The 26796-nt window shown below is 51.0% G+C and carries 27 protein-coding genes; 14 read left to right on the top strand and 13 right to left on the bottom strand.

Going from position 1 to position 26796, the window contains the following annotated elements:
* The first annotated feature begins 425 nt into the window (after positions 1–425).
* Positions 426–968, top strand: coding sequence for a gamma carbonic anhydrase family protein (locus ACFOE0_RS22780; protein ID WP_115139173.1), 543 nt, complete (start codon positions 426–428; stop codon positions 966–968).
* Between the two features lie 70 nt (positions 969–1038).
* Here ACFOE0_RS22780 and ACFOE0_RS22775 read toward each other — a convergent pair whose 3' ends face one another.
* Positions 1039–1302: a DUF1488 family protein gene (locus tag ACFOE0_RS22775; protein WP_115139172.1), complete on the bottom strand. Its 264-nt coding sequence runs from the start codon at positions 1300–1302 to the stop codon at positions 1039–1041.
* On the bottom strand, positions 1299–2120 hold the full coding sequence (gene aroE, locus ACFOE0_RS22770; protein ID WP_248937709.1) for a shikimate dehydrogenase: 822 nt from the start codon (positions 2118–2120) through the stop codon (positions 1299–1301). The genes ACFOE0_RS22775 and aroE overlap by 4 nt, the downstream gene beginning before the upstream one ends.
* A gap of 211 nt (positions 2121–2331) precedes the next feature.
* Here aroE and ACFOE0_RS22765 point away from each other — a divergent pair, with 211 nt between their 5' ends.
* Positions 2332–2772 carry a group II truncated hemoglobin gene (locus tag ACFOE0_RS22765; RefSeq protein ID WP_248937710.1) on the top strand — a complete coding sequence of 147 codons (441 nt, stop codon included), beginning with the start codon at positions 2332–2334 and terminating at the stop codon, positions 2770–2772.
* Positions 2773–3159: 387 nt separating this feature from the next.
* Here ACFOE0_RS22765 and hemF read toward each other — a convergent pair whose 3' ends face one another.
* The 3 genes from hemF to ACFOE0_RS22750 all read right to left on the bottom strand — a co-directional run bounded on the left by hemF (position 3160) and on the right by ACFOE0_RS22750 (position 5367).
* Positions 3160–4071, bottom strand: coding sequence for an oxygen-dependent coproporphyrinogen oxidase (gene hemF / locus ACFOE0_RS22760; RefSeq protein WP_248937711.1), 912 nt, complete (start codon positions 4069–4071; stop codon positions 3160–3162).
* Between the two features lie 5 nt (positions 4072–4076).
* Positions 4077–4640 carry an L-threonylcarbamoyladenylate synthase gene (locus ACFOE0_RS22755; protein WP_248937761.1) on the bottom strand — a complete coding sequence of 188 codons (564 nt, stop codon included), beginning with the start codon at positions 4638–4640 and terminating at the stop codon, positions 4077–4079.
* Between the two features lie 166 nt (positions 4641–4806).
* Positions 4807–5367: a DNA topoisomerase family protein gene (locus ACFOE0_RS22750; RefSeq protein WP_248937712.1), complete on the bottom strand. Its 561-nt coding sequence runs from the start codon at positions 5365–5367 to the stop codon at positions 4807–4809.
* A gap of 152 nt (positions 5368–5519) precedes the next feature.
* Here ACFOE0_RS22750 and ACFOE0_RS22745 point away from each other — a divergent pair, with 152 nt between their 5' ends.
* Positions 5520–7235, top strand: a complete 1716-nt coding sequence (locus tag ACFOE0_RS22745; RefSeq protein ID WP_248937713.1) for a collagenase — start codon at positions 5520–5522, stop codon at positions 7233–7235.
* 72 nt (positions 7236–7307) lie between these two features.
* On the opposite strand, the gene ACFOE0_RS22740 is transcribed toward ACFOE0_RS22745, so the two are convergent.
* From ACFOE0_RS22740 to ACFOE0_RS22730, 3 genes are all read right to left on the bottom strand, one after another.
* Positions 7308–7781, bottom strand: coding sequence for a DUF494 family protein (locus ACFOE0_RS22740; protein WP_248937714.1), 474 nt, complete (start codon positions 7779–7781; stop codon positions 7308–7310).
* A gap of 2 nt (positions 7782–7783) precedes the next feature.
* Positions 7784–8794: a DNA-processing protein DprA gene (gene dprA / locus ACFOE0_RS22735; RefSeq protein ID WP_248937715.1), complete on the bottom strand. Its 1011-nt coding sequence runs from the start codon at positions 8792–8794 to the stop codon at positions 7784–7786.
* Between the two features lie 86 nt (positions 8795–8880).
* The gene (locus tag ACFOE0_RS22730) at positions 8881–9996 is read right to left on the bottom strand and encodes a LysM peptidoglycan-binding domain-containing protein (protein WP_380712856.1); all 1116 of its coding nucleotides are present in this window, start codon (positions 9994–9996) and stop codon (positions 8881–8883) included.
* A gap of 128 nt (positions 9997–10124) precedes the next feature.
* Here ACFOE0_RS22730 and def point away from each other — a divergent pair, with 128 nt between their 5' ends.
* From def to ACFOE0_RS22705, 5 genes are read left to right on the top strand one after another with little or no spacing between them, the layout of a single operon-like run.
* Entirely contained in the window at positions 10125–10637 is a 513-nt protein-coding gene (gene def, locus ACFOE0_RS22725; protein ID WP_248937717.1) for a peptide deformylase, read from the top strand.
* Between the two features lie 15 nt (positions 10638–10652).
* Positions 10653–11612, top strand: coding sequence for a methionyl-tRNA formyltransferase (gene fmt, locus ACFOE0_RS22720; RefSeq protein WP_248937718.1), 960 nt, complete (start codon positions 10653–10655; stop codon positions 11610–11612).
* Positions 11613–11615: 3 nt separating this feature from the next.
* Positions 11616–12896, top strand: coding sequence for a 16S rRNA (cytosine(967)-C(5))-methyltransferase RsmB (gene rsmB, locus ACFOE0_RS22715; protein ID WP_248937719.1), 1281 nt, complete (start codon positions 11616–11618; stop codon positions 12894–12896).
* A gap of 58 nt (positions 12897–12954) precedes the next feature.
* Positions 12955–14364 (top strand): Trk system potassium transporter TrkA, encoded by a 1410-nt coding sequence (trkA, locus tag ACFOE0_RS22710; RefSeq protein WP_115139161.1) that lies wholly within the window; start codon positions 12955–12957, stop codon positions 14362–14364.
* A 20-nt stretch (positions 14365–14384) separates the two neighbouring features.
* A complete protein-coding gene (locus ACFOE0_RS22705) occupies positions 14385–15827 on the top strand; it encodes a TrkH family potassium uptake protein (RefSeq protein ID WP_248937720.1) in 1443 nt (480 codons plus the stop codon).
* A 59-nt stretch (positions 15828–15886) separates the two neighbouring features.
* On the opposite strand, the gene hemG (ACFOE0_RS22700) is transcribed toward ACFOE0_RS22705, so the two are convergent.
* Positions 15887–16414 carry a menaquinone-dependent protoporphyrinogen IX dehydrogenase gene (gene hemG, locus ACFOE0_RS22700; protein WP_248937721.1) on the bottom strand — a complete coding sequence of 176 codons (528 nt, stop codon included), beginning with the start codon at positions 16412–16414 and terminating at the stop codon, positions 15887–15889.
* 179 nt (positions 16415–16593) lie between these two features.
* On the opposite strand from hemG (ACFOE0_RS22700), the gene ACFOE0_RS22695 reads away from it, so the two are divergent.
* A complete protein-coding gene (locus ACFOE0_RS22695; RefSeq protein ID WP_248937722.1) occupies positions 16594–16914 on the top strand; it encodes an ArsR/SmtB family transcription factor in 321 nt (106 codons plus the stop codon).
* A 53-nt stretch (positions 16915–16967) separates the two neighbouring features.
* Here ACFOE0_RS22695 and hemG (ACFOE0_RS22690) read toward each other — a convergent pair whose 3' ends face one another.
* The 4 genes from hemG (ACFOE0_RS22690) to pepQ all read right to left on the bottom strand — a co-directional run bounded on the left by hemG (ACFOE0_RS22690) (position 16968) and on the right by pepQ (position 20957).
* Positions 16968–17492: a menaquinone-dependent protoporphyrinogen IX dehydrogenase gene (gene hemG, locus ACFOE0_RS22690; RefSeq protein WP_248937762.1), complete on the bottom strand. Its 525-nt coding sequence runs from the start codon at positions 17490–17492 to the stop codon at positions 16968–16970.
* A 2-nt stretch (positions 17493–17494) separates the two neighbouring features.
* Complete coding sequence (locus tag ACFOE0_RS22685; RefSeq protein ID WP_115138941.1) at positions 17495–18952, bottom strand: TrkH family potassium uptake protein; 1458 nt, start codon at positions 18950–18952, stop codon at positions 17495–17497.
* Between the two features lie 78 nt (positions 18953–19030).
* Complete coding sequence (locus tag ACFOE0_RS22680) at positions 19031–19645, bottom strand: YigZ family protein (RefSeq protein WP_248937723.1); 615 nt, start codon at positions 19643–19645, stop codon at positions 19031–19033.
* Positions 19638–20957, bottom strand: coding sequence for a Xaa-Pro dipeptidase (pepQ, locus tag ACFOE0_RS22675; RefSeq protein WP_248937724.1), 1320 nt, complete (start codon positions 20955–20957; stop codon positions 19638–19640). Before pepQ ends, ACFOE0_RS22680 begins: the two co-directional genes overlap by 8 nt.
* 268 nt (positions 20958–21225) lie before the next feature.
* Between pepQ and fadB the strand changes: the two genes are divergently transcribed.
* The 5 genes from fadB (at position 21226) to ACFOE0_RS22650 (ending at position 26657) form a co-directional block, all read left to right on the top strand.
* The gene (fadB, locus tag ACFOE0_RS22670) at positions 21226–23379 is read left to right on the top strand and encodes a fatty acid oxidation complex subunit alpha FadB (protein ID WP_248937725.1); all 2154 of its coding nucleotides are present in this window, start codon (positions 21226–21228) and stop codon (positions 23377–23379) included.
* Between the two features lie 18 nt (positions 23380–23397).
* Positions 23398–24561 (top strand): acetyl-CoA C-acyltransferase FadA, encoded by a 1164-nt coding sequence (gene fadA / locus ACFOE0_RS22665; RefSeq protein ID WP_248937726.1) that lies wholly within the window; start codon positions 23398–23400, stop codon positions 24559–24561.
* A 169-nt stretch (positions 24562–24730) separates the two neighbouring features.
* Positions 24731–25813 carry a GGDEF domain-containing protein gene (locus tag ACFOE0_RS22660; protein WP_248937727.1) on the top strand — a complete coding sequence of 361 codons (1083 nt, stop codon included), beginning with the start codon at positions 24731–24733 and terminating at the stop codon, positions 25811–25813.
* A gap of 147 nt (positions 25814–25960) precedes the next feature.
* Positions 25961–26209, top strand: coding sequence for a sulfurtransferase TusA (tusA, locus tag ACFOE0_RS22655; protein ID WP_115138935.1), 249 nt, complete (start codon positions 25961–25963; stop codon positions 26207–26209).
* Positions 26210–26219: 10 nt separating this feature from the next.
* On the top strand, positions 26220–26657 hold the full coding sequence (locus ACFOE0_RS22650) for an MOSC domain-containing protein (protein WP_248937728.1): 438 nt from the start codon (positions 26220–26222) through the stop codon (positions 26655–26657).
* Positions 26658–26796 lie beyond the last annotated feature (139 nt).

The raw sequence follows: 26796 nt of genomic DNA, 5'->3' as shown, positions 1-26796 counted from the left end.
TCTTTGTCGACCTCATCAACTACTGTGAATGTCCACACAGATTTGCTTGTCTGTCTAATTTTTAAAGAGCGATTCGCTGCTTTTATTCAGCGATTCGGAACTAATCTTTTTCAGTGCCGAGGGATGCGTATTCTACGCTTCCTTTGTTTCGCGTCAAGCAGTTTTTTCAACTTCTTTTCGCGCCACTCCTGGGCTTGAGCCCGGTGAGTGAGTCTTCACTTCATCCCGCGTTACCTTGGTTGCTATAAGAACCAGTTGGCGCCGTCTGCCGTGTCGATGGGGGCGCATTATAGGGAGCCGTCGAAATTGCGCAAGGGGGTTTTGAAAGAAAAATACGATTTTTGGCGCGCTTGCTGGAATTTCACCCTGACCAGCGATTTTTTAACCTTTATACTGTCAAAAAATGCCAAATTCAGGGGTACAAGATGTCTTCTTCTATTCGTTCTTATAAAGGAAAGTCTCCTCAACTCGGAGCAAATGTCTATGTTGATGAAAGCGCAGTGCTGGTTGGGGACATAGATTTGGCTGAAGATGCCAGCATTTGGCCTTTAGTCGCCGGGCGCGGTGATGTGAACTTTATTAAGATAGGGAAACGCTCCAATGTACAGGATGGCAGCATACTGCATGTAACCCGCACTTCAGAAAAGAACCCTGCCGGCTACCCGCTGATCATTGGAGACGATGTCACTGTCGGTCATAAGGCAATGCTTCACGGCTGCACCATAGGTAACCGGGTACTGGTCGGTATGGGAGCCATAGTACTGGACGGCGCAATTATTCAGGATGATGTCATGCTGGGCGGTGGAGCCCTGGTGCCTCCCAACAAGGTATTGGAAAGCGGCTATCTGTATGTAGGCAGCCCGGCCAAGCAAGCCAGACCATTAACAGAAGGGGAAATCACCTTTCTTAAGCAGTCAGCCGACAACTATGTCAGGTTGAAGAACGAATATTTGGAAGAGACCCGCTGAGCTTAAAAACCAGTAAAGGGAGCCTGTGCTCCCTTTATTGTTTATTCACTTAAAACTCTTCGCAAAGCGCTCAGCCCAGGAACACATGCCCGTCGGGAGTAAACTCTTCACTTTCAAGTTTCTGTTCAGCCAGATCTTCAATATCAAAGCGAGCCTGAGAGAAAACATCCAGAACATTGTCAGCATCTACCTGAGCAACCCCCGTTATTGCAGATAACTTTTCCAGTCCAATGACACAAAACAAAGTACGGCCTTCAACCTGCACCGGAAATACCATCTGCTGTTTGTCGGCATCCCAACTTTGCAGATCCGGAAATAACACGCTTTGATTCATTTTGCCTCCAAAGCCTGTCGCAATTGCGACAACACAATATCGACGTCAGGCTTTACCCCACGCCAAATTTCAAAACTGATAGCAGCCTGTCCCACCAACATACCCAGACCATCAATGCAATTCACCACACCGTGAGACTTAGCCCAGGCGTTAAATGCGGTCAGCTCTGCACCATACATCATGTCATAACAGAGGGTATCCGGACTGAAGATATGGACAGGCACACCAGGCAGATCCCCGGCTAAACTCGCAGATGTCGAATTGATAATGATATCGAAGCCAGACTCCAGCTCTGCCATGGGCACCGCAGAGATATTTCCATAGTCTTTGAACTGCTTTGCCAGCGTTTGCGCCTTTTCAAAAGTTCGATTGGAGATAATCAGCTGCTTAACACCCGACCGCAACAAAGGCAGAATTGCCCCCCGGGCAGCGCCACCAGCACCAATCAGTAACACTACCTTATGCTTAAGTGAAGTATGGGAAAGAAGATCTGCGACCAGGCCCTGTCCATCTGTATTGTCGCCGCGGATCTGACCATCCGGGAGAAAACTCAGGGTGTTTACCGCACCTGCCAGTCGCGCGTCATCACTTAACTCTGTGCACAAGGTAAATGCCTGCTCTTTAAATGGCACAGTCACATTGGCCCCCTTGCCACCCGCAACAATAAAGTTGTGAACACTGAGTTCAAAACCATCAGTCGGTGCCAGCAGGGTTTGATATTCAAGCCGTTGCCGGGTTTGCGCAGCAAACTGACTGTGAATCGCCGGAGATTTGCTGTGAGCAATCGGATTACCAATAACCACGTATTTATCAGACATCTTGCTAATGGACTCCTTTATTTCCGGTAGTATTCAACATTCAACTCTGTTGATGCGCATCAGGCACAGTGAGTCTACTCCCCCCCACCACCAGCGCAAGCCAATCCTGCTCAAGTGTAAATAGAGTCACAACATTGATTGTACCCTCCTGCCCCTTACGACTCAGGCTGTAGTAGACTGCCACCAGTTCAATTCAGGGAAAGTCAGCAAGATGAAGTGGTTGAAATCAATACTCAGTAAGCCGGAAGCAACAGACACTGGAGAGAGGGATCCAAAACAGTCCAATGCCTACGACAGAATTGGCGGAGAGAAGGTGATCAGGGCGGTAGCCCGCAGCTTCTATCAGGAGATGCAATCCAACCCTGCAACTCAAACCCTTCTGGCAATCCATAAAGCACCCATTGCCGAGTCTGAGCAGAAGTTGTTTGAGTTCCTCAGCGGCTGGCTCGGAGGCCCTCAGCTTTATCAACAAAAGTATGGACATCCCGCGCTGCGAGCCCGCCATATGCCCTTTGCTATTGATGAAAGCATGCGTGATCAATGGTTGCTGTGTATGAAGGCCGCGATTGAAAAAGAGATTAAAGAAGCTCAGCACAGGCAGGCAATTTATCAGGCAATTTCACAGCTGGCAGACCATATGAGGAACCAATAACTCTGGCTTTAAAGCTATTGGTAATTCTAGGATCTGTTGACCTTTGAAGATGGTTTTTGCAGCTCTTTGTCGTTGTTTTATACAAAGCAACGCGATTGTGGTGTAGTTGTTCTACATAAATGAGCGTTAATGCAGTAGAAAGCGACGACAAACGCTGCCCGAAGGGCTCGGCTATACGCGCTTTACTCTTTGTTGCAAGGTATTTGCTTAGATCCCTAGGCGGCATACCTTGCGTCGCGATTAAAGCGCATCTATCTCGAGCAAAATTCAACCATGAAAGGTCAACAGACCCTAGTACAACAAAGCCGGCAATTGCCGGCTTTAATTACATCCCCTTGAGTAACAGGAGTATAACCTGATCTCAGGGTCGCTGGCAGCAGCACACTATCACGCCAACCACTCCTGAGGCTTGAGATAGCCAGTATAGAGTTCAGACTCTGGGCTGCCCTCTTCAGGGCTATAGCAATATTCCCAACGTACCAAAGGTGGCATAGACATCAAAATAGACTCAGTTCGCCCACCAGTCTGCAGGCCAAACAGGGTGCCTCTGTCGTATACCAGGTTGAACTCAACATAGCGACCACGGCGGTAGAGTTGGAACTCACGTTCACGTTCGCCATAGGCAGTATCTTTACGACGTTCAACGATAGGCGCATAAGCGTTTAGAAAGCCTTCTCCCACTGACTTCATAAAGTCGAAGCTGCGCTCAAACTCCCAGTGGTTGAGGTCATCAAAGAAGAGGCCGCCCACGCCACGGGTCTCCCCTCTGTGTGGCAGGAAGAAATACTCATCACACCACTTTTTATATCTGGGATAAACCTCTTCGCCGAATGGCTGGCAGATATCTCTGGCGGTTTCGTGCCATTGCACCACATCCTCACGGAATGGGTAGTAGGGGGTCAGATCAAATCCACCGCCAAACCACCAAACCGGGTCTTCTCCCTCTTTACGGGCGATAAAGAAACGCACATTGGCGTGAGTAGTGGGAATGTAGGGATTACGTGGGTGAATAACTAAAGAAACGCCCATGGCTTCAAAGCTACGGCCAGCCAACTCAGGGCGGTGCGCCGTGGCAGAAGCCGGCATTTTAGCTCCGGAGACATGGGAAAAGTTAACCCCGGCCTGCTCAAACACAGCGCCATCACGCAGAACCCGGCTTGTCCCTCCGCCTCCTTCGGCACGCTCCCAGGAGTCAGCGACAAAGTTTGCCTGACCATCCAGTTTTTCCAACCCCTCGCAAATTTGCTGCTGAAGGGCGATTAAAAAGGCTTTCACCTTGCTACTGTCAGGCATTCCCATAACGCTTATCCTTGTCTTAAAACTTGTCCGCTGATGGCATCGATAATGGTGGATGGCTGACGCTGCTCCCCCAATTCTCCGAGGATCAGCCCATCAACCTGTCCACTGAAATCTGCCAGAATAGTATCACCATCCAAAGCCGGTTCTTCGCCGGCTAAGTTGGCGCTGGTAGAGACCAACGGCTTCCCCAACGTCTGGCACAGCTCCCGCACCACAGGGTGGGCGGAAACTCTGACCGCAATGGAGTCAAACCTGCCCCTTAGCATGGTGGAAGTCGATGCAAATGTTGGCATAACAAAGGTGAATGGACCGGGCCATTTGGCCTCTGCCTGTTGCAGCTGCTCAGCCGTTAGCTGACTGAAGTCTACATAGGGTCTTAGTTGCTCAAGATCAGCAGCCACCAGGATCAAACCTTTTTCCCAGGGCCTTTGCTTGATGGCCAGGAGCTTACCTATCGCTTCGTCGTTATCCGGGTCACAACCCAGACCAAAAACGGCTTCTGTTGGGTAGGCGATAACCCCACCCTGCTTAACCAGCTGTTCAGCTTCTGATGGGTGCAACTGCAACATCATGAATTCACCTGTGTGTCGATAATTGTTGAACACATATCTTTTGATAAAAGTGTGACCGCCCCATCCCGGTCGCGCAGAATTATACCTGTACGAGCAAACCGGCGCCAAATTTTATGAGTAAGATCACAAATCAAATCAGACGATTGAGGGAATCGAGTATGGGTTACAGTGCTCGTTTGTACTTACACTGTTTTTGAGGGCACTCGAGACGTTTTCCGGAGGCGGTTTTACGCTCCACCAGAATACCGAAGCCACAATCAGGGCACTGCTCAGCCACAGGTGGATAGTTCACTAAAAACTTGCACTTGGGATAGGTATTGCAGGCGTAGAAGGATTTGCCATAACGACTGGTTCTTTGCTCCATATGGCCTTTACCACACACAGGACAATTTATTGCGTGTCCCTCATCCTGAGTGGGCTTTTCAATATGGTGACAGGTCGGATAGTTGGTGCAGCCAATAAAGATACCGAAACGACCGGATTTAACCGCTAATTCATTGCCACATTCAGGGCACTGTGAGCCTTCGATAATCTGAGTTTCAATGTTCTCATGCTGAACCAGGGGGCGAGTGTAATCACAAGCTGGATAGCTGTTGCACCCCACAAAGCCACCGTGTTTGGAATGACGGACGGACAGCTCACTGCCACACTTGGGGCAGAGCTCATATTCTTTTTCCAGCGCGTGTTCATGGGCACTGAAAAGTTGTTCATCAATCTTGGACATGGTGGTTTCCTGCGTTTATATAGCGGCATTCTACCAAGCCAGCTCCCTGGGTGGAATTCGAACAACCGGGGCGATGACAAAATTCCGTATGACTCCTATTCAAATTTAGATATATTGTATACAAAGTATAAAAATAAGGTTAGGGAGTAACCATGAAACTGAATTCTTTGCTGCTGGCAATGACGCTTGCCGGAGTAACCGGCTGCAGCCACTTGAGCCTGCCGGAGCGCCCCACCCCCAAAGCAGATACCCTGCTCCAACAAGACGCTCAGGAGTACTTTGACGATGGCGTTCAGTTTGACCTGCTGACGGCAAGAGACACTATATACAAGCTGAGCCAGACCCGAGACCCACAGTCGCTGGACAAGCTGCTCTATTATCTGCGGGCGTTCAGTTATTACGGTGATATCAAAGGCCTGAGCGAAGCTGATTTGGAACGTCTGGCAAAGAGTCTGTCAGATCTGCCACAAACTCCCCGGTTGCAGGAACATTTCGCCGTTACCCTGTATCGTTTCTTCAATGAGAAAACACCTGACCAGGTTGAAGAGCTGCTGCCACAGCTCCATCACCAACTGGTGCAGCTCAACACAATGCAGTCATCCACCGCTTCCGACTATGCCCTGTGGGAGACGCTGAGGGCCTATGGCTTTCTACTGCATTTGAGTCATGACCATATGGATTCTGACTTTGCCGAAGTAGTAACAGATGAAGAGGTGTTTGAGGCTCTGGCAGAATTTACCGAGTCTCAAGTCTCTCAGAAGTCTACAAACTGGCGACTGGATAACGGCTACTGGGCACTGGCTATGTATCGTCTGGCACTGCCAACCAGTGAGCCGGAAGCAGAAACACAGGTAGACCAACTGGCCGCCGCTGTCGCCCGCAAAGACTTGCTGCAAAGAGGTGAAGACGCCAAACAAAGCTACACCCTGGGCTATCACGTCAATATCTTCGGCAAGAAAGAGCTATGTCAGCAGCAGTCAGATATCTGCCATATCCCGGAAGTGAATGAAGTACTGCCCAATGTCCATCACTGCTCAGAGTCACTGTTCATCCGCCATCAGGATCTTACCCCGGAAGAGCTGACGATCAGCTGCACCAAACTGACTTCACAGGAAGATGACTTCCACGCCCTGTTTGCCACAGGTAAAAAGCCGGTTCCCAACGACCATAATGATGCATTGCAGGTAGTAACCTTCTCCAACTGGACCCAATATAACGCCTATGGCCAACTGCTGTACGACATCAGCACAGACAATGGCGGCATGTATATTGAGGGCACACCACAGAATCCCGACAATCAGGCCAGCTTCTTCGCCTTCCGCCAGTTCTGGATAGACGATTTCGCCATCTGGAACCTGAACCATGAGTATGTGCACTATCTGGATGGTCGTTATATCAAGTATGCGGGGTTCCAGCATTTTCCATCCCATCTGGTGTGGTGGGCTGAAGGGATGGCTGAGTACATAGCCAAAGGCAATGACAACGCCAGAACCATCAAGATGTTGACTGAAGAAATTGAGAGCACGCCTTCTTTGGAGCGGATATTTGCTACCGAATACAAGGACGGAGTGGACCACACCTACCGCTGGAGCTACCTGGCAATTCGCTTCCTGTCGGAGCACTACAAGCAAGATATGCAACAGGCCGCCGGTTACCTGAAGTCGGACTATTTCGACGGATACATGAGCAAACTCAATGAAATGGCTAAATTGGATTCAGAATTTCAACAATGGATGAAAGATCTGGCATCAGACGCCAGAGCGGAAGAGCAAGCCGAGCGTAAGATTAACAAGATTAATCGCTACGCCTATCGCGACTATCTGCAGCCGGAACATCTGCAAACCAAGGGGCTGCATCAGCACTTCTAATCCTTAGACAGTATGGATCGGACATCAAAAAAGGAGGCTCCAGGCCTCCTTTTCTATTCAATACTTATTCGGTTACGAGTGCAGCATGCCATCAGGCTGCTCAAACACCAGGTCTTCCATCTGCGCATAAGCAGACTCATTGCCTGGGGCATTGAACAGTACCATCAGAATCACCCACTTCAGATCATCCAGCACCAGAGTGGATTCATCCAACTCCATCACACGGTCAATCACCATTTCACGGGTTATCACGCTCAGCACCTGAATATGTTCGAGGAACATCAAAAAGCCCCTGCACTCCACATCCAGCTTGGCCATCTCTTCTTCTGTATAGATGCGGAAAGAGGTTTGATCGTGATTACGCAGATAAGGTTTGTCACTTTCCTGCAGCTCAGCGAGGTGTTCCAGCCAGGACAATGCTTTAAGAATTTCTGACTGATGAAAGCCAGCCCGGGTTAACTCCTTGGTTAACTCGTCCTCGTCCACCATCATTTCCATTTCACTGTGCACATAGTTTTCAAACAGATACATGAGAATGTCGAACATGGCTAGTTCCTCTTTAGTCTGACGTAACCTCCGGGCACCGCAGCAACCCAGCCCTGTAACTCAAGTTCAAGTATTTGTTCCAACACGTGATCTATCGTTTTTCCGCTATGTTCAACCACCTCGTCTAATGATGTCACCTCATATTTGACACTAGACAACAAAGACGGAATTGGCAACTCACAGCTATTTGGTTTGCTGATATGGAGACTCAATCCCAAACCTTCAAGGTGTGAACTGCAAACAGCAGAGATTTCCTCTGTTATATCGACCGCATTCTCCACAAGTTTGGCACCTTTTTTAAGCAATTCATGACAACCTTCACTCTGACCGCCTAAAATTCCGCCAGGCACGGCGAAAACTTCCCGCCCCTGCTCTGCTGCCAACCTTGCCGTAATAAGAGAGCCGCTCTTGACTCTGGCCTCCACCACCAGGGTCCCCATGCTGATACCACTGATTATCCGGTTTCGCTTTGGAAAGTTACCGGCATAGGGCTTGGTATCAGGCCAGAATTCACTGAGCAAACACCCTTGCTGGCGTATATCTCCATATAAATTGCGATTGCGCCTGGGATAACACTCATCAACGCCGGTGCCCAACACAGCCACAGTGGCGCCGCCGGCATCCAGTGCCCCCAAATGGGCCGCGGTATCTATTCCTGATGCCATGCCACTGCATATCATCACCCCTTGAGTCGCCATATCACGGCTCAACTGACGGCTGATTTGCAGACCGGCATGGGATGCACTGCGGCTACCAACTACAGCAACCCCAGGTACGGTAAGCAGTTCACTGCGTCCTTTGGCAAACAATACACAGGGAGGGTCGTAAATGGTTTTCAATAGCGGCGGGTAAGCAGGATCATCGAGGCAGATAATGGCGTGATCATCGGCGGCATCCTGCCAGGCTAATGCTGCTTCAACCAGTTGAGGTTGCATTGAGATTTGTCGGTGCGAAACACCATCAAGGGAAAGGGGCTCGAATTCGAGACGCTGCCTGAGTTCAGACAGCGTCATATTTTCCAGTTGGCGTTGTATTCCGGCTGGCCCGATACCGGATACTGCAGCAACTGCCAGCCAATCGAGCAGCTGGTCAGACAGTATTACTCTCCCAATAGTGGAGGTTGTGGAGTTTCCAGACGGTCATTTACCCGGACCGACCTTTCATTCACCATAATCAAGCCCAGGCTGGTGTTATCGAACACCTTAAACACCATCAAGTTGCCATGATAGTTGCCAGGTAGCTTGTAAGTACGGGAATCAGAAATATTCGACATTAATCTGTCATAGGTGGAACGATCGGTAGAAGGGATTGGCACACCGTTGTGGCCCAATACCACTTCATCGCCCTCGCGAACGATGGCAAACACATCACCCGGGGTCACACCATCGCGTTGCCCCCGGTCGATATACACCACATCCAGCTTACCCATCTCCCGCACATCGATACCCGACGCCAGAACATAGGCAGGTTCCGTCACCTCTGCCGCCTTTGGCATAAAGTACACGGGCAGCAGTGAAGTATCGTCCAGCACCAACATACGGTCACCCGCCTTGGTTTCGCGGAAACTGGACATCAGTTTTACTGAAGAAACGTCGCCGCTGGCTGTCACCTGCCCGGTTGAAGTCAGTATCACTTCCTGTCCGAGATCTTCACCACTTTCATGACGACTGAAATCGCGGCCTTCGCTGTAAAAACCGACCTTCTGACCAACAGGCAGCACGCCATCAACATAGACGGTCTGGCCAACAATATGATGGCGGGATTGAGTCTCTCCCCCCAATACCAATGGTTGCTCCTCAAACCAGTCGGCATCCACAACCCGATTCTGAATCAAATAAGGCTGAATCAACGCCAAATCAATTGCAGGGACTGCATCACCTTTAGTCTGGATGCGTCCTTCCGGGGATTTGCGGACAACAGGCTTTCGCACCAGTCTAGGCTGGCCATCAACAAAGACCAGACTCAGTCTGTCTCCGGGATAGATAAGATGAGGGTTGGCGATTTGTGGGTTATTGCCCCATAGGCTGGGCCAACGCCAGGGATCATTAAGAAAATGAGCTGAGATATCCCAAAGGGTGTCACCTTTTTTTACAACATAGGAATCCGGGTGGCCCGGTTTCAGAGTGATCACATCAGCCAACGCTGCTCCGGCCTGGGCTACCAAAGCCACCCCCAGCGTTAAGGGTAAAAATATGCGTTTCATCGGACCGTCCATGATGATTAACTCTTCGTTGAGCTTTTGCTGTCAATGAATGCCGCTTGGGATTAAAATTAATCCAACCACACAGGCCAGTATAACCAACTGGTTTAATTTTGACAGACTTGTTAAGAGTTTAACTAACTATGGCTTTACTCCAAGTACTATGTTTCCCAGATGAAAGATTGCGTACCCTCGCCAAGCCGGTCACCGACTTTGGTGACACACTGCAAACTCAAATCGATGACATGTTTGAAACCATGTATGAAGAGAAAGGCATTGGTCTGGCAGCCACTCAGGTCAACTTTCATCAACAGCTGATAGTGATGGACCTGCAGGATGAGGTTGAAAGACCCAAGGTCTTTATCAACCCTGAAATTATCGCCTCCAGCGGCGACTTCTGTAATGAAGAAGGTTGTCTGTCTGTGCCGGGCGTGTTTGCCAAGGTAGACCGTTGCGAGCAGGTAACAGTAAAAGCGCTGGACCGTCACGGCAACGAGTTCTCCGTTGAGGCCGATGGCTTGTTTGCTATCTGTATTCAACACGAGATGGACCACCTTAAAGGCAAGCTGTTTGTGGACTATCTGTCGCCACTCAAACGCCAGCGCATTCGCCAGAAAATGGAAAAAGCCGCGCGCCAGCAAGCCAAAGCCAACTGATACACAGGATCTCACTTGAAACCATTAAACATCATCTTTGCCGGTACGCCGGATTTCGCCGCTCGCCACCTCCAGGCTCTGATTGGTTCTCACCACAATATTATTGGTGTCTATACCCAACCGGACCGTCCTGCAGGCCGCGGTAAGAAGCTGACTCCAAGCCCGGTGAAGTCACTGGCGCTGGAACATGATATCCCTGTTTATCAACCCGCATCTCTGCGTAATGAAGAAGCGCAGCAGGAACTGGCCGCACTGAACGCCGACCTGATGGTGGTTGTGGCCTACGGCCTTATCCTGCCCAAAGTGGTGCTGGATATGCCAAAGCTGGGCTGTATTAATGTCCATGGTTCCATTCTGCCCCGCTGGCGCGGTGCCGCGCCGATTCAGCGCGCGCTGTGGGCCGGTGATGAAGAAACCGGTGTCACCATTATGCAGATGGATGTCGGTCTGGATACCGGTGATATGCTGCTCAAGACTCAGCTGAAAATTGAAGATGAAGATACCTCCGCCAGCCTGTATGAAAAGCTGGCAGCCCAGGGGCCTGAAGCTCTGCTGGAAGCCCTGGATGGTTTGGCTGTCGGGACCTTGCCACCGGAAAAGCAGGATGAGTCCCTGGCTAACTATGCTGAGAAGCTGAGCAAAGAGGAAGCCCGCCTGGACTGGAGCAAGCCTGCAGTGAATCTGTGGCGTGAAATCCGTGCCTTTAATCCATGGCCAATCAGCCACTTCGATCACGAAGGCAACACCATTAAAGTTCAGCAGGCAAGCGTGAAAGCCGAACCAGCGAATGCAGCGCCGGGCACTATTGTTGCTGCCGGTAAGCAAGGGCTGGAGATCGCCACAGGCGAAGGTATTCTGGTACTTAACATGATGCAATTGCCAGGCAAGAAACCTCTGGCCGTTGCCGATATCCTCAATGCCCGCGGTGAATGGTTTACCCCGGGAACTGTATTGGCCGGTCCACAAGCAGAGTAATCAATGAATATTCGAGCACTGGCGGCCAAAGCCGTCTATGACGTTCTGGAGCGCGGCGTGTCACTGTCAGTGGCACTGCCGGAGCAGCAAACCCGGGTCGCCAATGGCAAAGATAAAGGTTTGCTGGCGGAGATCTGCTACGGCGTAATGCGTCACTTGCCTCAGCTGGATAAACAGATCAGCGATTGCCTGAGTAAGCCACTTAAGGGCAAGCAACGCATTGTCCACCAGCTGTTGTTGGTTGGTTGCTACCAGCTTTACTTCACCCGGATTCCAGCCCACGCAGCGATTTCAGAAACGGCTGAAGCCTGCCGTCAGCTGGGGTTTGAAAATCTGGTTAAGGTGGTCAACGGCGTGCTGCGCAACATTCAGCGCAATCAGGCTCCCCTTGCGGAAGACAATGATACGCTCAGGTTCAACATGCCCGGCTGGATTGTTAAGTCACTGAAAACCGCCTATCCGGACAACTGGCAGGAGATTATTGAACAATCCCACCAGCGCCCGCCAATGTGGTTGCGCAACAACGCTCTGCGTCAGAGCCGGGACGAGTATCTGGCATTGCTGGAGCAGGCAGAGGTCGCGGCAAGTGCCGGTCAATCACCTCAATCTATCCTGCTGGAGTCCCCTACCGATGTCGCCCAACTGCCGGGCTTCTTCGAAGGTCATGCCTCAGTGCAGGATGGCGCAGCCCAATGGGCGGCGACCCTGTTGGAGCCTCAGGATGGTGAGCAATTGCTGGATGCCTGTGCGGCACCCGGTGGCAAAACCTGTCATATTCTGGAACTCGCCCCAAAGGCCTCCTTGGTAGCCGTGGACTTTGATGACAAACGCCTGAAGCGGGTAAAGGAAAACCTCACCCGTCTGAACCTGAATGCAGAAGTGATTCACGGCGATGCATCTGATATCGACTCCTGGTGGCAGGGCGATAAATTCGACCGTATTTTGCTGGATGCGCCCTGCTCAGCAACAGGCGTCATTCGTCGTCACCCGGATATCAAATGGTTGAGAAAGGCCAAAGATATTGAGGAACTGGCAGCGCTGCAGAGCAAGATACTGGACCACTGCTGGCAGTGGCTGAAGCCCGGCGGTACTTTGCTGTACGCGACCTGTTCCATCATGCCGCAGGAAAACCGTGACCAGATCAATGCTTTCCTTGCCAGAACCGCCGATGCTACCCTAGACACGCTGCCTCAATCGGCGGCCGGGGAAACAGGCTGGCAGATTCTGCCTGGCCAACAGCAGATGGATGGTTTTTATTACGCACGCCTGCGCAAACAGGCTTAACAGCTGGCGCAGAACCAAGGGCAATTTGCCTTTGGTAAAAGATCAAACGGGCAATTGAATGAAGATTATCATTTTGGGTGCAGGACAGGTTGGCGGAACGCTGGCCGAAAATCTGGTGGGTGAGAATAACGATATCACCCTGGTTGATACCAACCGAGCCAGATTGCAGTCGCTGCAGGACAAATTTGATTTACGTGTGGTCACAGGTCATGGCGCTCACCCGGATATCCTCAAGGAAGCCGGTGCAGAAGATGCTGATATGCTGATCGCCGTAACCAACAGTGATGAATGTAATATGGCTGCCTGCCAGATTGCTTACTCTCTGTATGGTACTCCGACCAAGATTGCCCGTATTCGCTCCGAGCCCTACCTCAGCCTGCGCGACAAACTCTTTATCAACAGCGAAACCAAAAACAGCGAGAATAAAATCCGTGGTGGTTTCATTATTGATGAGCTGATCGCACCCGAACAGTTAGTGACCGCTTACATACAACGATTGGTAGAGTATCCGGGCGCCTTGCAGGTACTTGAGTTTGCCGAAGGCCGTCTCAGCCTGGTAGCGGTACGCGCCTATTATGGTGGCCCCCTGGTGGGCAATGCGCTGGCAACACTGCGGGAGCATATGCCCAATATTGATACCCGGGTGGCGGCAATTTTCCGTCAGGGACGTCCTATTATGCCCCGGGGAACCACCATCATCGAAGCTGACGATGAAGTCTTCTTTGTGGCCGACAGCCGCCATATCCGTGCTGTCATGAGTGAGATGCAGAAACTGGATAACTCCTACCGCAATATTATGATTGCCGGTGGCGGTAATATCGGTTTTGGTCTGGCGAAAAAGCTGGAGCGTAATCATTCGGTCAAGCTGATCGAACGTCGCCAGGAGCAGGCAGAAATGCTCTCCGAAAGACTGGAAAACACCACGGTATTTTGTGGTGATGCATCAGATCAGGAGTTGCTGGTTGAAGAACATATCGACCAAACCGATGTGTTTATCGCAGTAACCAACGACGACGAAGCCAACATCATGTCTGCCCTGCTGGCCAAGCGCATGGGCGCCAAAAAAGTGATGGTGCTTATTCAGCGTGAAGCCTATGTGGATATTGTTCAGGAAGCCAATATCGACATCGCAATCTCGCCCCAGCAGGCCACGATTTCTGCTCTGCTGACCCATATTCGTCAGGGCGATATCTGTAACGTGTACTCACTGCGCCGCGGCGCAGCCGAAGCCATTGAGGCGATTGCCCATGGCGACCCTGGCACCTCGAAAGTGGTGGGTAAAGCGGTTGAGGACATCAAGTTGCCGCCGGGCACCACCATAGGTGCAATCGTTCGTGATGATGAAGTACTGATGGCGCACGATAAGACTGTGATCGAACAGGGGGACCATGTGATTCTGTTTCTGGTCAACAAGAAGTTTATCGGTGAAGTGGAGAAATTGTTCCAGCCGAGTGCCTTCTTCTTCTGAGTCAGCCCCAGGGCTTAATTATGCTCAACATAAAACCTTTGCTTTTCCTGCTTGGCCTGCTGTTGTCCATGATGGCAGGCTTTATGTGCCTGCCCCTGATATTCGCCCTGTACTACGGCGAAGAGACTGCAGGCGCCTTTATGGTATCAGCGCTGCTGACCGGAACCGTTGCCAGCATCTGTATGCGCAGCGGCAAACATCAGGATCTTACCCTGAATATCCGCGATATGTTTCTGCTCACCAGCCTGACCTGGCTGATTGTCAGTCTGTTTGCGGCCATGCCCTTCACCCTTTACCACGGCATAAACTACACGGATGCCTTCTTTGAGACCATGTCGGGGGTCACGACCACAGGTTCTACTGTGCTGTCCGGGCTGGATAAGATGGATCACAGTATATTGATGTGGCGATCATTACTGCAGTGGCTGGGAGGGATCGGCTTCATTGTAATGGCGGTGGCCATTCTGCCGTTTCTTAATGTGGGTGGTATGAAGCTGTTCCGCACCGAGAGTTCTGATTGGGGCGACAAGGCTGTGCCCCGCACCCGCAGCATGGCCAAAGACCTGTTTTTGGTATACCTGCTACTGACCGTAATGTGTGGTGTTGCCTATCACTTTGCCGGTATGCAATGGTTTGATGCCATTAACCATGCCATGACTACTCTTTCCACCGGCGGTTACTCTACTTCAGACAAATCCATGTCCAATTTCAGTGACAGCGCCCAGTGGGTTGGTACCCTGTTTATGGCCGCGGGCGGCCTGCCACTATTATTGTTTATGCAGTGCCTGCAAAGACGCTCGATGAAAGTCTGGGGCGACCAGCAGGTTAAAGGCTATCTGGTATTTCTTATCATAGTGTCCGTCACCCTTGGGGTCTGGATGTGGCTGACCCGGGATATTGCCTTTGCCGACGCTATTCGCCTCACCAGCTTTAACGTGGTGTCTGTGGTCACAACCACGGGCTATGGCTTAACCGACTATGGAACCTGGGGTGGCTTTGCGTTTATCAGCTTCCTGTTTTTGATGCTGGTGGGAGGCTGCTCAGGCTCTACCGCAGGCGGGATTAAAATCTTCCGCTTCCAGATCGCTCTGTCAGTGATGAAAGAGCAGGTGAAGCAGCAGTTTCATCCCAATGCTGTCACCAGACACAGATACAACGGTCGTATCGTCACCGACGATATCGTGCGTTCAATCGTCACCTTCAGCCTGTTGTTGACCGGGGTAATAGTGCTCCTGAGTCTGATCCTGGTATTGACCGGACTGGACCCGGTTACCAGCCTGTCCGGAGCCATAACCGCAGTGGCCAATGTCGGCCCTGGACTGGGACCAGAAATCGGCCCGGCCGGTAACTTTGCAGGACTCCCCGATCTGGCCAAGTGGTCACTGGCGATAGGCATGTTGCTTGGCAGGCTTGAAATCCTGACCGTGGCCGTGCTGTTCCACCCCGGCTTCTGGAAATACTGAACGACGCCCAACAAGACGAAAACGCCCGCTAATGCGGGCGTTTTCATCTTATCCGGATGCTATAACGTCAACAGGTGGTCAGCGTAAACATCCAGATCCTGCCAGTCGGTATAGTCGATAACTGACTTTGGATCGGTTGGTCCATCAGTCATCTTCATAATCAGCTGAATCGCCAGTCTGTCGTACCAGGGCCAGGAAGGATAATCCACCTTACCGGGGATTATCTTCAGGTCGCCAGGTTGCCATGGCGACATCATCAGGAACTTCTGCAGATACTTGTTGTTTTCCAGCACTCGCTTTTCAGGCTTGCGGGCCACCACATTCACACAAAAGAAGCTGTTTGGCTTAGCGGAAAGTTGCTGCTGATACTTCTGCACAAAGGCGAATACTGACTTGTGGTAGGTGCCATACAGCACACAGGCACCCAGTACCAAGGTGTCATACTTATCCCATTGAGGCTCAGTGCCATCATTGATATTCAGCACATCACACTCATGTCCCTGATGACGGATACGGGCAGCGATTGCCTGAGCGATTTTGGCAGTATGACCGCCACGGGAAAAATAGAGCACTAATACGGATTTCATTTGCCACCACAGTGAGACCAATTCTGACACCCCATGTTAACCCATGGTGCGAAACACGCCTGCGCCAAGTTCACACTTTCGTTTCTTTATAATGCGAAAACCGGGCTAACCTTAATCACTGGCAAGCTATTGGGATTCTTATTAGAATTATCTAATCAGGATTAAAACAAAGTACAGACATGCAGCAAAAAGAGATAGATGCGGAAGCTATGGTGACCAATGCGCAGGAAGCGGCAAAGTGGCTCAAAGCCATCGCCAACCCCTATCGCCTGATGACACTGTGCCAACTGCTGGATAATGAACTGAGCGTTACTGAGTTAAATGAAAATATTCCCCTGAGTCAGTCAGCGCTGTCTCAGCACCTGGCGGTACTTCGTAAGCAGGATTTGGTGGACTGTCGCAAGAGTTCGCAAATCGTGTATTACAAACTGAAGAACGACAAGGTGCGGGAAGTGATTGCCATTATGTATAAGCAGTTCTGCGCGCCTAAAGAGGATTAATTCCCTCTTTAAATAACAAAGCCCGCAAATGCGGGCTTTGTTGTACTCGAACCCTATCGGGCAGCGAACTCTGCAGCAAAGGCGTCTACCCTGTCCCAATCAGTAAACTCAAAAGTACCTGTGATATCGGTCGGCCCCTTGGTCATCCACATAATAAAGCGGATCATGGTACGGTCGAACAGGCGATATTTAGGGTAATCAATCTTACCGGCAAACACCCCCAGCTGCTGCGGTTGCCACGCCGACAATGTCAGAAACTTCTGCATGTAGGGATTGGTGTCCGGGGTGTTCTTCAATGGCTTTCTGGCGACCACATTTACCGTAAAGAAGGCATTGGTTTTACCCTCAAGCAAAGTCTGATAACGCTTGCCGAACTCAAACAGCGCTGGCCTGTGTTTGCCGTAGCGAATGCTGGCCCCCACCAGTATCTTGTCGCTGGCAGCCAGCTCAGCTTCGCTGATGGTATCAAGACAACTCACCTCAACTTCCTCTCCGGCTTGCCTCAGCGCATCAGCCATACGATTACAAATGCGCTTGGTATGGCCATCAACGGTGGAGTAAAGGATTCTTGTCTTGATCATCAGTTCTTCCAGAAAGTAGGAGTAAAGAGTACCAGCAGGGTAAAGACCTCAAGGCGGCCAAACAGCATGGCGACCACCAATACCCACTTGGCACCGTCAGAAATACTGGCGTAGTTGCTGGCCACTTCACCCAGGCCCGGGCCCAGATTGTTAAGACAGGCGGCCACGGCGCTAAAAGCGGTGATATTGTCCATACCCAAAGCCAGCAGGGCCAGCATGCAGATAACAAACACCAATGTGTAAGCAGAGAAGAAGCCCCATACAGCATCAATAACCCTGTCAGGCAAGGCGGTTGAGCCAATACGGATGGAGAACATGGCTCTTGGGTGCACCAGACGTTTAAGTTCCCGTGAGCCCTGCAGCAACAGCAAAATTACCCGCATCACCTTGATACCGCCGGCAGTTGAACCACCACAACCGCCGATGAAGCTTGAGAAGATCAGCAGCATAGGCAGGAACAGTGGCCACAGGTGGAAGCTCTCGGTACCAAAGCCTGCCGTGGTCGAGATGGATACCGCCTGGAACAAGGCATAATCCAGAGTTTCTTCAGGCGAATCATAGATACCTGAATGGTAGAGGGTCGCAAAGCAGATAGCTGTCAGGATCAACTGAATGGCGATCAGTACCTTGAATTCAGTGTCTCTGAAGTAAACCTTGAGGTTGATACCACGACGTGAGAATGCTGCAAAATGCACGCTGAAATTGATAGCAGCAATCAGCAGGAACACCACGCAAATCATATTGATGGTGGGGCTGTCGAAATAGCCCATACTGGCGTCATGGGTAGAGAAACCACCGATAGCAATAGTGGAAAATGAGTGGCAAATCGCATCGAACACACTCATTCCCGCAGCCCAGTATGCAACGGCACAGGCAATGGTCAGTAATAGATAGATATACCAAAGCGCCTTGGCAGTTTCGGCAATCCTGGGCGTCATCTTACTGTCTTTAACCGGCCCCGGGATCTCCGCCCGATAGAGCTGCATGCCCCCCACGCCCAATACTGGCAAAATGGCCACTGCCAGCACAATGATCCCCATACCTCCAAGCCATTGCAGCAGGTGGCGGTAGAACAAAATCGCCTTGGGTAAAGAGTCCAGACCAACAATAACGGTCGCCCCGGTTGTGGTCAGTGCGGAAAATGACTCGAAGATACTGTCGGTCCAGCTGAGACTGGGCTGACTGGAGAATACAAAGGGCAAGGTACCGATCAGACCCAGTACGGTCCAGAACAGCACCACAATCAAAAAGCCCTCACGGGTTCTAAGATCGGCCTTGTGTTGGCGGTTGGGATACCAGAGCAAAAAGCCGATAAACAGGCTCACAAAAAATGCCTGAATAAAAGCCGTTCCCCCACCATCTTTGTAGATGAAGGCGACCAGTGCCGACGGCAGCATGGTCATGGAAAACAGGCCGACCAGCAGGCCAATAATTCTGGTTATCGTTCTGTATTGCATTCAAAGGGTTCTTTCATGTTGTGGCCAAACCACAACGTCAAAATAAAACCTGCATTTTCGCATAAAGACACAGGTCATTCACTGGTCAAAACGGGCTTGAACCGCCCCCTGACTCACAGTTGCCAACTGAAGATTAAGTGCCTCTTGCTCACTTTTAGGCAACTCAAACTCAAGTGCAACCGCGCCACCAAAATCCCTGTGGGTGATAACCCCCTGATGACGTTCAATCACATACTCAACATCCCGCAACAGCCCATAGTCGCACTCAAGCGCTGCAGGGTACCTGAGCAACTTTAACTCGGTCTGCAATTCAGGCAATGCCTGCTTCACGCCGGATGCATAGGCTCGCACCAGGCCACCGACACCCAATTTAATACCGCCGTAGTAACGCACCACAACGGCGCCAATCTCGCCGATGCCAGAGCCTTGAAGCACAGCCAGCATAGGACGACCTGCACTGCCAGCAGGTTCACCATCATCACTGAAGCCAGCAGTCATAGTGCAACCGGGCTTACCGGATACAAAAGCCTGACAGTAATGGGTCGCACCTGGATAGCGCACTCGAATATCGCCGAGTGCCTGCCGGAACTGCTCCGGACTTTCACAACGAAACAAAAGGGAGATAAAACGGCTGTGTTTTATCTCCTCTTCAAATACCAGCTCAGCGGCCGGTACCGGGTAAGACTCAGTCAACTAATCCACACTCTCGGGTCATATTCTCAATGCTGTCTGCATGCACCACCACATTATCTTCAATGCGGATACCACCGAATGGACGGAATTGGTCAACCGCCTGCCAATTAACCAAAGCTTTGGCGGCGGGCTGCAGATCAGCCAACAGGGAGTCAATGATATACAGACCTGGCTCAATGGTCAGCACCTGTCCCGCTTCAAGGGTTCGGGTACAGCGCAGGAATGGGTGAGATTCAGGAGCAGCCAGGTGAGTACCTCTGTCATCCTGGGCAAACCCACCCACATCATGCACCTGCAGACCTATCATATGGCCCAGCCCGTGGGGGAAGAAGGCACGGGTAACACCGGAAGTCAACAAGTCCTCCGCCGTTCCTGTCGCCAGCCCCGCATCAAGCAGCACCGAAGCCAGCTTGTCATGTGTAGCCTGATGCAGGTCTGCGTATTTGACGCCGGGCGCCATCATATCAATGACTGCCAGCTGCAGCTGATCCATCGCCTTAATCAGGTCATAGAAAGGGTTTTTCTCAAACGCATAAGTGCGGGTAATGTCGGCGGCATATCCTACACAGGAAGCCCCCGCATCAATTAAGAATGAGTGCCGCTGAGCGGGAGCCTTTCGCTCCTGCACCATGTAATGAAGAATCGCTGCGTTTTCATTAAGACCAATAATATTGCCATAGGGAAGATCATTCTCCCCCTGACCCGTGGCGGCCAGATAGGCGAGCAGGATATCGTACTCACTGCCACCACCGAAGAAAGCCTCTTTGGCCGCGGTGTGGCCCAGTACGGCAATGCGATTGGCTTCACGCATGCAAGCCAGTTCGTAGGGGGTTTTGCTGGCACGATGAAAATGCAGATAGTGCATCACGGCGTCAGGATTGCGCGCGCTCAGCCCCAACACTTCAGCGACGTCCAAATGTTCGCCAATATAGGCCCAGTCATTGAGATTGGACGGCAGATACTCAGCCACCTGATCCGCTTTGGTCAGGATCTGAATGTCCACATGGGGCGTCCAGTAATCATCGGGAATATCGGCAACCTTATGCCAGAAGTCCTGAGGTTTGTAGAACAGCAGTTTGGGTTTATCTTCACCATTAATCACCAGCCAGGAGTTGGGGTTATCAACCACAGGCACCCAGGCTTTGAAGTGAGGATTCACTTTGAACGGATAGTCCATATCATCGAGAAACTGACGGTGTAACTGTCCTGAATGGATCACCAAACCCGCCATTTTCTCTCTGGTGAGAATCTCTTTGGCTCTGGCGTTTAAAATATTCAGGTGGTCCCGATAAAGTTCAGACAAGTGTTCCATTCTCTTCACCTAGTGTAATGAGTTAAAAATATTAAGTATTTGCTGTCCCAGTCCCTCAAATCGAGGATATCAGCAGTGTATCACAGGGGTAATATATTTCAGCCAGGTGATTAAAGTTAAACGATCGTTTAAATTGGGTGTTGAAATTTGTGTTAATTGGAAGCAAACTGAGCTGCAAACTGGTCAAACCATGACCAGGCTGCAGAAAAGATGGATTGGGTAACGCAACTCAATGGTAAGCCCGCCACAGCAATAAGGATGCAAGCAAATGATCTACCAAAGTCCCACGATTCAGGTCGAGTTACTGGACAATCAGGTGGCACGTCTGTGCTTTGATTCTCAGGGCTCGGTAAACAAGTTTGACCGGGAAACCCTGGACTCCCTCAACCAGGCGCTTGATGCCATTCAGGCTCAAAGTGACATCAAAGGTTTGCTGCTGACCAGTGGCAAAGATACCTTTATTGTTGGTGCCGACATTACCGAATTTCTGGGGCTGTTTGCCCAAAGTGATGACGTCCTGCTGGGCTGGCTGGAGCAGGCTAATGCCGTGTTCAACAAGCTGGAAGATCTGCCCTTCCCAACCCTGTCTGCAATCAAAGGCTTCGCCCTGGGTGGCGGCTGTGAAACTATTCTGGCTACCGACTTGCGAGTTGCAGACACCACTGCCCGCATCGGCCTGCCTGAAACCAAACTGGGTATTATCCCGGGCTTTGGCGGCACAGTGCGCCTGCCGCGTGTAATTGGCGCCGACAACGCGCTGGAGTGGATCACTTCAGGTAAAGAGCAGCGCCCGGATGCCGCATTGGCGGTTGGCGCAGTAGACGCTGTAGTCGCCCCGGACAAGCTGGAGCAGGCCGCGCTGAATATGCTGAATGATGCCATCAGTGGCAAGCTGGACTGGCAAGGGCGTCGTGAGCGTAAGCAATCGCCACTGACACTGCCCAAGCTGGAAGCCATGATGAGCTTTACCACTGCCAAAGGCATGGTGTTCAAGCTGGCAGGCAAGCATTACCCAGCCCCAATGGCTGCGGTTAATGTGGTAGAAGCTGCCGCCGGATTTGGACGCACTGAAGCGCTGCAGGTTGAGCACAAAGCCTTTGCACAGTTGGCAAAAACGGATGTTGCAACCGCGCTTATCGGCTTGTTCCTCAATGACCAACTGGTTAAAGGCAAAGCCAAGAAAGCTGCCAAGCAAGCCAATCCAATTAACCAGGCCGCTGTACTGGGTGCAGGTATTATGGGCGGCGGTATCGCCTACCAGAGCGCCAGCAAAGGCACGCCTATCGTGATGAAAGACATCGCTCAGGGCGCACTGGACCTGGGTCTGAATGAAGCGGCCAAGTTGCTGTCCAAGCAGGTCGAACGTGGCCGTTCAACCCCAGCCAAGATGGCAAAAGTGCTGAACAGCATCACCCCATCACTGGACTATGCACCGGTAGCCCATGCCGATGTGGTGGTTGAAGCCGTGGTCGAGAACCCAAAAGTTAAGTCCATGGTGTTGGCTGAAGTTGAAGGCCAGGTGGGTGATAACACCATCATAGCGTCCAATACCTCAACTATCTCCATTGACCTGCTGGCCAAGAGCATGAGTAAGCCTGAGCGCTTCTGCGGCATGCACTTCTTTAACCCGGTTCACCGTATGCCGCTGGTGGAAGTGATTCGTGGTGAAAAGACCTCAGATGAAACCATCGCCTCAGTAGTGGCTTATGCCAGCAAGATGGGCAAAACCCCGATTGTGGTTAATGACTGCCCGGGCTTCTTTGTAAACCGCGTACTCTTCCCCTACTTCGCCGGCTTTAACGGTCTGCTGGCGGACGGCGGTGATTTCTCCGCTATCGACAAGGTGATGGAAAAGCAGTTCGGTTGGCCTATGGGTCCGGCTTACCTGCTGGACGTAGTGGGCCTGGATACCGGTCATCATGCACAGGCTGTTATGGCTGAAGGCTTCCCTGACCGCATGGGTAAGACGGGTCGTGATGCTATCGACATCATGTTTGAAAACCAGCGCCTGGGTCAGAAAAATGGTAAAGGCTTCTACAGCTATACCACTGACAAGCGTGGCAAACCCAAGAAGGAAATGGATGCAGAGGCTGTCAGCCTGCTGAGCGCCGAATATGGCGATACCAAAGAGTTCAGCAGCGATGAGATTATCGCCCGCACCATGATCCCTATGATTATCGAAACCGTGCGTTGTCTGGAAGAAGGCATTATCGCCTCTCCTGCTGAAGCTGATATGGGCCTGATATATGGTCTGGGCTTCCCTATGTTCCGCGGCGGCGTCTTCCGCTATCTGGATACCATGGGTGTGGCCAACTTTGTTGAGCTGGCAGACAAGTATGCACACCTTGGTGGTCTGTACCAGGTCACAGACAAGATGCGTGAACTGGCCGCCAATAACGGCAGCTACTACCAGGCCGGTTAACAGGGAGAGGAATTTAAAATGAAACAAGCAGTAATCGTCGATTGTATCCGTACTCCCATGGGCCGCTCCAAGGGTGGTGTTTTCCGCAATGTTCGTGCAGAGACTCTGTCTGCAGAGCTGATGAAGGCATTGCTGGTACGTAATCCCCAGGTAGACCCCAATGAGATTGAAGATGTTATCTGGGGTTGTGTACAGCAAACTCTGGAACAGGGATTCAATATCGCCCGTAACGCTTCCCTGCTGGCAGGCATTCCCAAGCAAGCAGGTGCCGTAACGGTAAACCGCCTGTGCGGCTCCTCTATGGAAGCATTGCATCAGGCATCCAGAGCCATCATGACCGGCATGGGCGACACCTTCATTATTGGTGGTGTTGAGCACATGGGACACGTGCCCATGAACCATGGTGTCGACTTCCACCCGGCACTGGCCAACAATGTGGCCAAGGCGTCCGCCATGATGGGGTTGACCGCTGAAATGCTGGGGCGTATGCACAACATCAGCCGTGAAATGCAGGATGAGTTTGCCGTACGTTCACACCAGCGTGCTCATGCCGCCAGTGTTGAAGGACGCTTCGCCAATGAGATTGTCGCCATTGAAGGTCACGATGCCGATGGTGCGTTGATTAAAGTGGACTATGACGAAGTGATTCGCCCTGAAACCTCTATTGAATCTCTGTCTGGTCTGCGTCCGGTATTTGATCCGGTAAGTGGCACAGTAACAGCAGGTACCTCTTCGGCGCTGTCAGACGGCGCGTCCGCTATGCTGGTTATGGAAGAGGAAAAGGCAAAAGCACTGGGTCTGAAAATCCGTGCCCGGGTGAAGTCCATGGCTGTGGCCGGATGTGACCCGGCGATTATGGGTTATGGTCCTGTACCAGCCACTCAGAAAGCATTGGCCCGTGCTGGCCTCACTGTCGCAGATATGGATGTGATTGAGCTGAACGAAGCCTTTGCGGCTCAGTCGCTGCCATGCGTTAAAGATCTGGGGCTGCTTGATGTAGTGGATGACAAGATTAACCTTAATGGCGGCGCTATCGCCTTGGGTCACCCACTTGGCTGTTCAGGAGCGCGTATCTCCACAACACTGATCAATCTGATGGAACACAAGGATGCTCAGTTGGGTCTGGCAACCATGTGTATCGGTTTGGGTCAGGGCATCGCCACTGTGTTTGAAAGGGTGTAATACCTGGCAGATTTCCCGGATATTCAGTTCGCAAAAACCGACCTTCACAGGTCGGTTTTTTCTATGCTCCATTAACCGATGCGATTGATATCGGATGTCGCTCAATCATGGCAATTTTGGCAGAGAGGTCTTTAATTAAGTAACGGTAAACCAACTGGCAGAATTCAGGATGCATAGAATCCCCCCCAAGGAACGGGCCACCAAGATGTTGTCGGAGCAGGTTCGACTCAACGAGATAAGACTGCAAAACATGAAGGAAGATTTCGGGATAACCGACTCCGATTGTCAGCATCTAATGCACGCACACTCTTTAGTAATGGAAAACCTGGAAAACCTCGCCAGCGCCTTTTATAACGAGCAACTCAATGACAATGATGCCGCCTTGTTGATTGGAGACGCAGAGACCCTGTCCAGACTTAAAGCCTCGCTGGAAGAGTATATAGAGACCCTGTTTCTTGGTGATTACGATATGGACTATGTCAATTTCCGGCTCAGGATTGGCGTCGTGCATAAGCGCATTGGCGTGAATGTCAGAATGTTCCTTGCAGGAGTGTCCTTTCTGAAGGGTCGTCTCGCCAGACTCTTTATCGATTCCCCAATGTCCGCTGAGCGAACTCAACATACTTGTTTGGCACTGGACAGATTGATCTCCTTCGACACCAGCCTGATTATCGAGACCTATCAAAATGCGTTAATGGCAGAGGTAGAAAACGAACGAAACCGTTCACTCAGGTATGCAGAAAAGGTGGAAGGGCTCAACAATGAGCTGACCAGGTTAACCAATACCGACACCCTGACTCAACTCCACAATCGACACTTCCTCAACCAACAGGCACCAAAGTTAATTGCCTCCTGTAAGCGCAGGGGACATCTGATTTCAGCTGTCTACATAGATATAGATAACTTCAAAGAGATTAACGATATTGAGGGTCATGACAGAGGCGATGAGATCTTATGCCAGCTCGCCGATATCATTCGCACCATAGCGTATCCTGAGCATCTGTGTTTCAGGATTGGCGGAGATGAATTCCTTATCCTTTGCCCTGACTGTGACCATCCAACGCTGGACACCATTTTCACAGATAAATTTCAACAGCTGGTATCCCAAACCGAAGGACTTGATATCAGCTTTGGTTTGGTCACTCAGCGACCTAAAGACATCTCTTCTATAGACCACCTGATTAGCGAAGCGGATAAGTTGATGTATAAGGCCAAGTCTTCCAAAAAGAGTAAGGTAGCCCGCATAAAATAGTTCTGGGTTCCCCGCCATTATTTACCAAATACCAGCTCATCACAGATAGAGATGTTCCACGTGGAACATCTCTCCCCTTGCCTTGGTTTATCACCTATGGTGCAGTAATATTGTGCAACTTCAGTTAGTCCGTTCAACAGAGGAAATATGAGCGACGTATTTGAGTCGGCCCAACATCAATTGGATGCATTGGGGTTAAGATGCCCAGAACCCGTGATGATGGTTCGTAAAACAGTTCGCCATATGGCAGAGGGTGAAACCCTGCTGATTATTGCCGATGACCCGGCCACTACCAGAGACATTCCAAGTTTCTGTCAGTTTATGGACCATACCCTGATAGCCAGTAATACGGACGAACTGCCCTATCGTTACCTGATCAAGAAAGGTCTTTCATAAGGAAAATGTTATGCCACAGGTCGTTGCTATAGCCTATAAAACCCAAAAACGCGGGGCCATGCAGGAAGTCTCCACCGCACTGGTCACCAAGGAATCAGGTGTTGGACAGGATATTTACGGCAGACCCGGAAAGCGCCAGGTCACTGTAATGTCCCGTCAACAATGGCAAGCCGCCTGTGAAACAGTAGAACAGGATCTTCCCTGGACGACCCGCCGGGCCAATATCATGGTAGATGGCGTAGAGTTCAATGCCAGCTTTGTTGGCAAACAACTCATTATTGGTGATCTGGTACTGGAAGTGACTGGTGAAACCGACCCGTGTAAGAAAATGGAAATAGCTTGCCCAGGGCTTGAAGCGGCTCTCGCTGTTGATTGGCGTGGTGGCGTTACCTGTCGGGTTATTGAGTCTGGCCAGATTACCGTAATGGATAATATTTCTGCCGCATAACCACGACCAAACACCCCTTTATTTAATTAAGGACTCCTGTACAGGGGTCCTTTTTTATTGCCTGCGACTTTACATTTTTGACAACCACTTGTTGCAAACTATAGGTACTCATGGCCCTTAAATTATGAGATAACTTCAT

Origin of the sequence: Shewanella submarina, from assembly GCF_042646185.1 — a bacterium.
Lineage (GTDB): Bacteria > Pseudomonadota > Gammaproteobacteria > Enterobacterales > Shewanellaceae > Shewanella > Shewanella corallii.
The sequence above is the reverse complement of the archived record's forward strand: the minus strand, read 5'-3'. Positions and strand labels throughout refer to the sequence as shown.

Bases quoted from the DNA above. Each gene is read 5' to 3' on its own strand.
- ACFOE0_RS22780 (WP_115139173.1), top strand. From the start codon at position 426: ATGTCTTCTTCTATTCGTTCTTATAAAGGAAAGTCTCCTCAACTCGGA.
- ACFOE0_RS22775 (WP_115139172.1), bottom strand. From the start codon at position 1,302: ATGAATCAAAGCGTGTTATTTCCGGATCTGCAAAGTTGGGATGCCGAC.
- aroE (WP_248937709.1), bottom strand. From the start codon at position 2,120: ATGTCTGATAAATACGTGGTTATTGGTAATCCGATTGCTCACAGCAAA.
- ACFOE0_RS22765 (WP_248937710.1), top strand. From the start codon at position 2,332: ATGAAGTGGTTGAAATCAATACTCAGTAAGCCGGAAGCAACAGACACT.
- hemF (WP_248937711.1), bottom strand. From the start codon at position 4,071: ATGGGAATGCCTGACAGTAGCAAGGTGAAAGCCTTTTTAATCGCCCTT.
- ACFOE0_RS22755 (WP_248937761.1), bottom strand. From the start codon at position 4,640: ATGTTGCAGTTGCACCCATCAGAAGCTGAACAGCTGGTTAAGCAGGGT.
- ACFOE0_RS22750 (WP_248937712.1), bottom strand. From the start codon at position 5,367: ATGTCCAAGATTGATGAACAACTTTTCAGTGCCCATGAACACGCGCTG.
- ACFOE0_RS22745 (WP_248937713.1), top strand. From the start codon at position 5,520: ATGAAACTGAATTCTTTGCTGCTGGCAATGACGCTTGCCGGAGTAACC.
- ACFOE0_RS22740 (WP_248937714.1), bottom strand. From the start codon at position 7,781: ATGTTCGACATTCTCATGTATCTGTTTGAAAACTATGTGCACAGTGAA.
- dprA (WP_248937715.1), bottom strand. From the start codon at position 8,794: ATGACGCTGTCTGAACTCAGGCAGCGTCTCGAATTCGAGCCCCTTTCC.
- ACFOE0_RS22730 (WP_380712856.1), bottom strand. From the start codon at position 9,996: ATGGACGGTCCGATGAAACGCATATTTTTACCCTTAACGCTGGGGGTG.
- def (WP_248937717.1), top strand. From the start codon at position 10,125: ATGGCTTTACTCCAAGTACTATGTTTCCCAGATGAAAGATTGCGTACC.
- rsmB (WP_248937719.1), top strand. From the start codon at position 11,616: ATGAATATTCGAGCACTGGCGGCCAAAGCCGTCTATGACGTTCTGGAG.
- trkA (WP_115139161.1), top strand. From the start codon at position 12,955: ATGAAGATTATCATTTTGGGTGCAGGACAGGTTGGCGGAACGCTGGCC.
- ACFOE0_RS22705 (WP_248937720.1), top strand. From the start codon at position 14,385: ATGCTCAACATAAAACCTTTGCTTTTCCTGCTTGGCCTGCTGTTGTCC.
- hemG (WP_248937721.1), bottom strand. From the start codon at position 16,414: ATGAAATCCGTATTAGTGCTCTATTTTTCCCGTGGCGGTCATACTGCC.
- ACFOE0_RS22695 (WP_248937722.1), top strand. From the start codon at position 16,594: ATGCAGCAAAAAGAGATAGATGCGGAAGCTATGGTGACCAATGCGCAG.
- ACFOE0_RS22685 (WP_115138941.1), bottom strand. From the start codon at position 18,952: ATGCAATACAGAACGATAACCAGAATTATTGGCCTGCTGGTCGGCCTG.
- pepQ (WP_248937724.1), bottom strand. From the start codon at position 20,957: ATGGAACACTTGTCTGAACTTTATCGGGACCACCTGAATATTTTAAAC.
- fadB (WP_248937725.1), top strand. From the start codon at position 21,226: ATGATCTACCAAAGTCCCACGATTCAGGTCGAGTTACTGGACAATCAG.
- fadA (WP_248937726.1), top strand. From the start codon at position 23,398: ATGAAACAAGCAGTAATCGTCGATTGTATCCGTACTCCCATGGGCCGC.
- ACFOE0_RS22660 (WP_248937727.1), top strand. From the start codon at position 24,731: ATGCATAGAATCCCCCCCAAGGAACGGGCCACCAAGATGTTGTCGGAG.
- tusA (WP_115138935.1), top strand. From the start codon at position 25,961: ATGAGCGACGTATTTGAGTCGGCCCAACATCAATTGGATGCATTGGGG.
- ACFOE0_RS22650 (WP_248937728.1), top strand. From the start codon at position 26,220: ATGCCACAGGTCGTTGCTATAGCCTATAAAACCCAAAAACGCGGGGCC.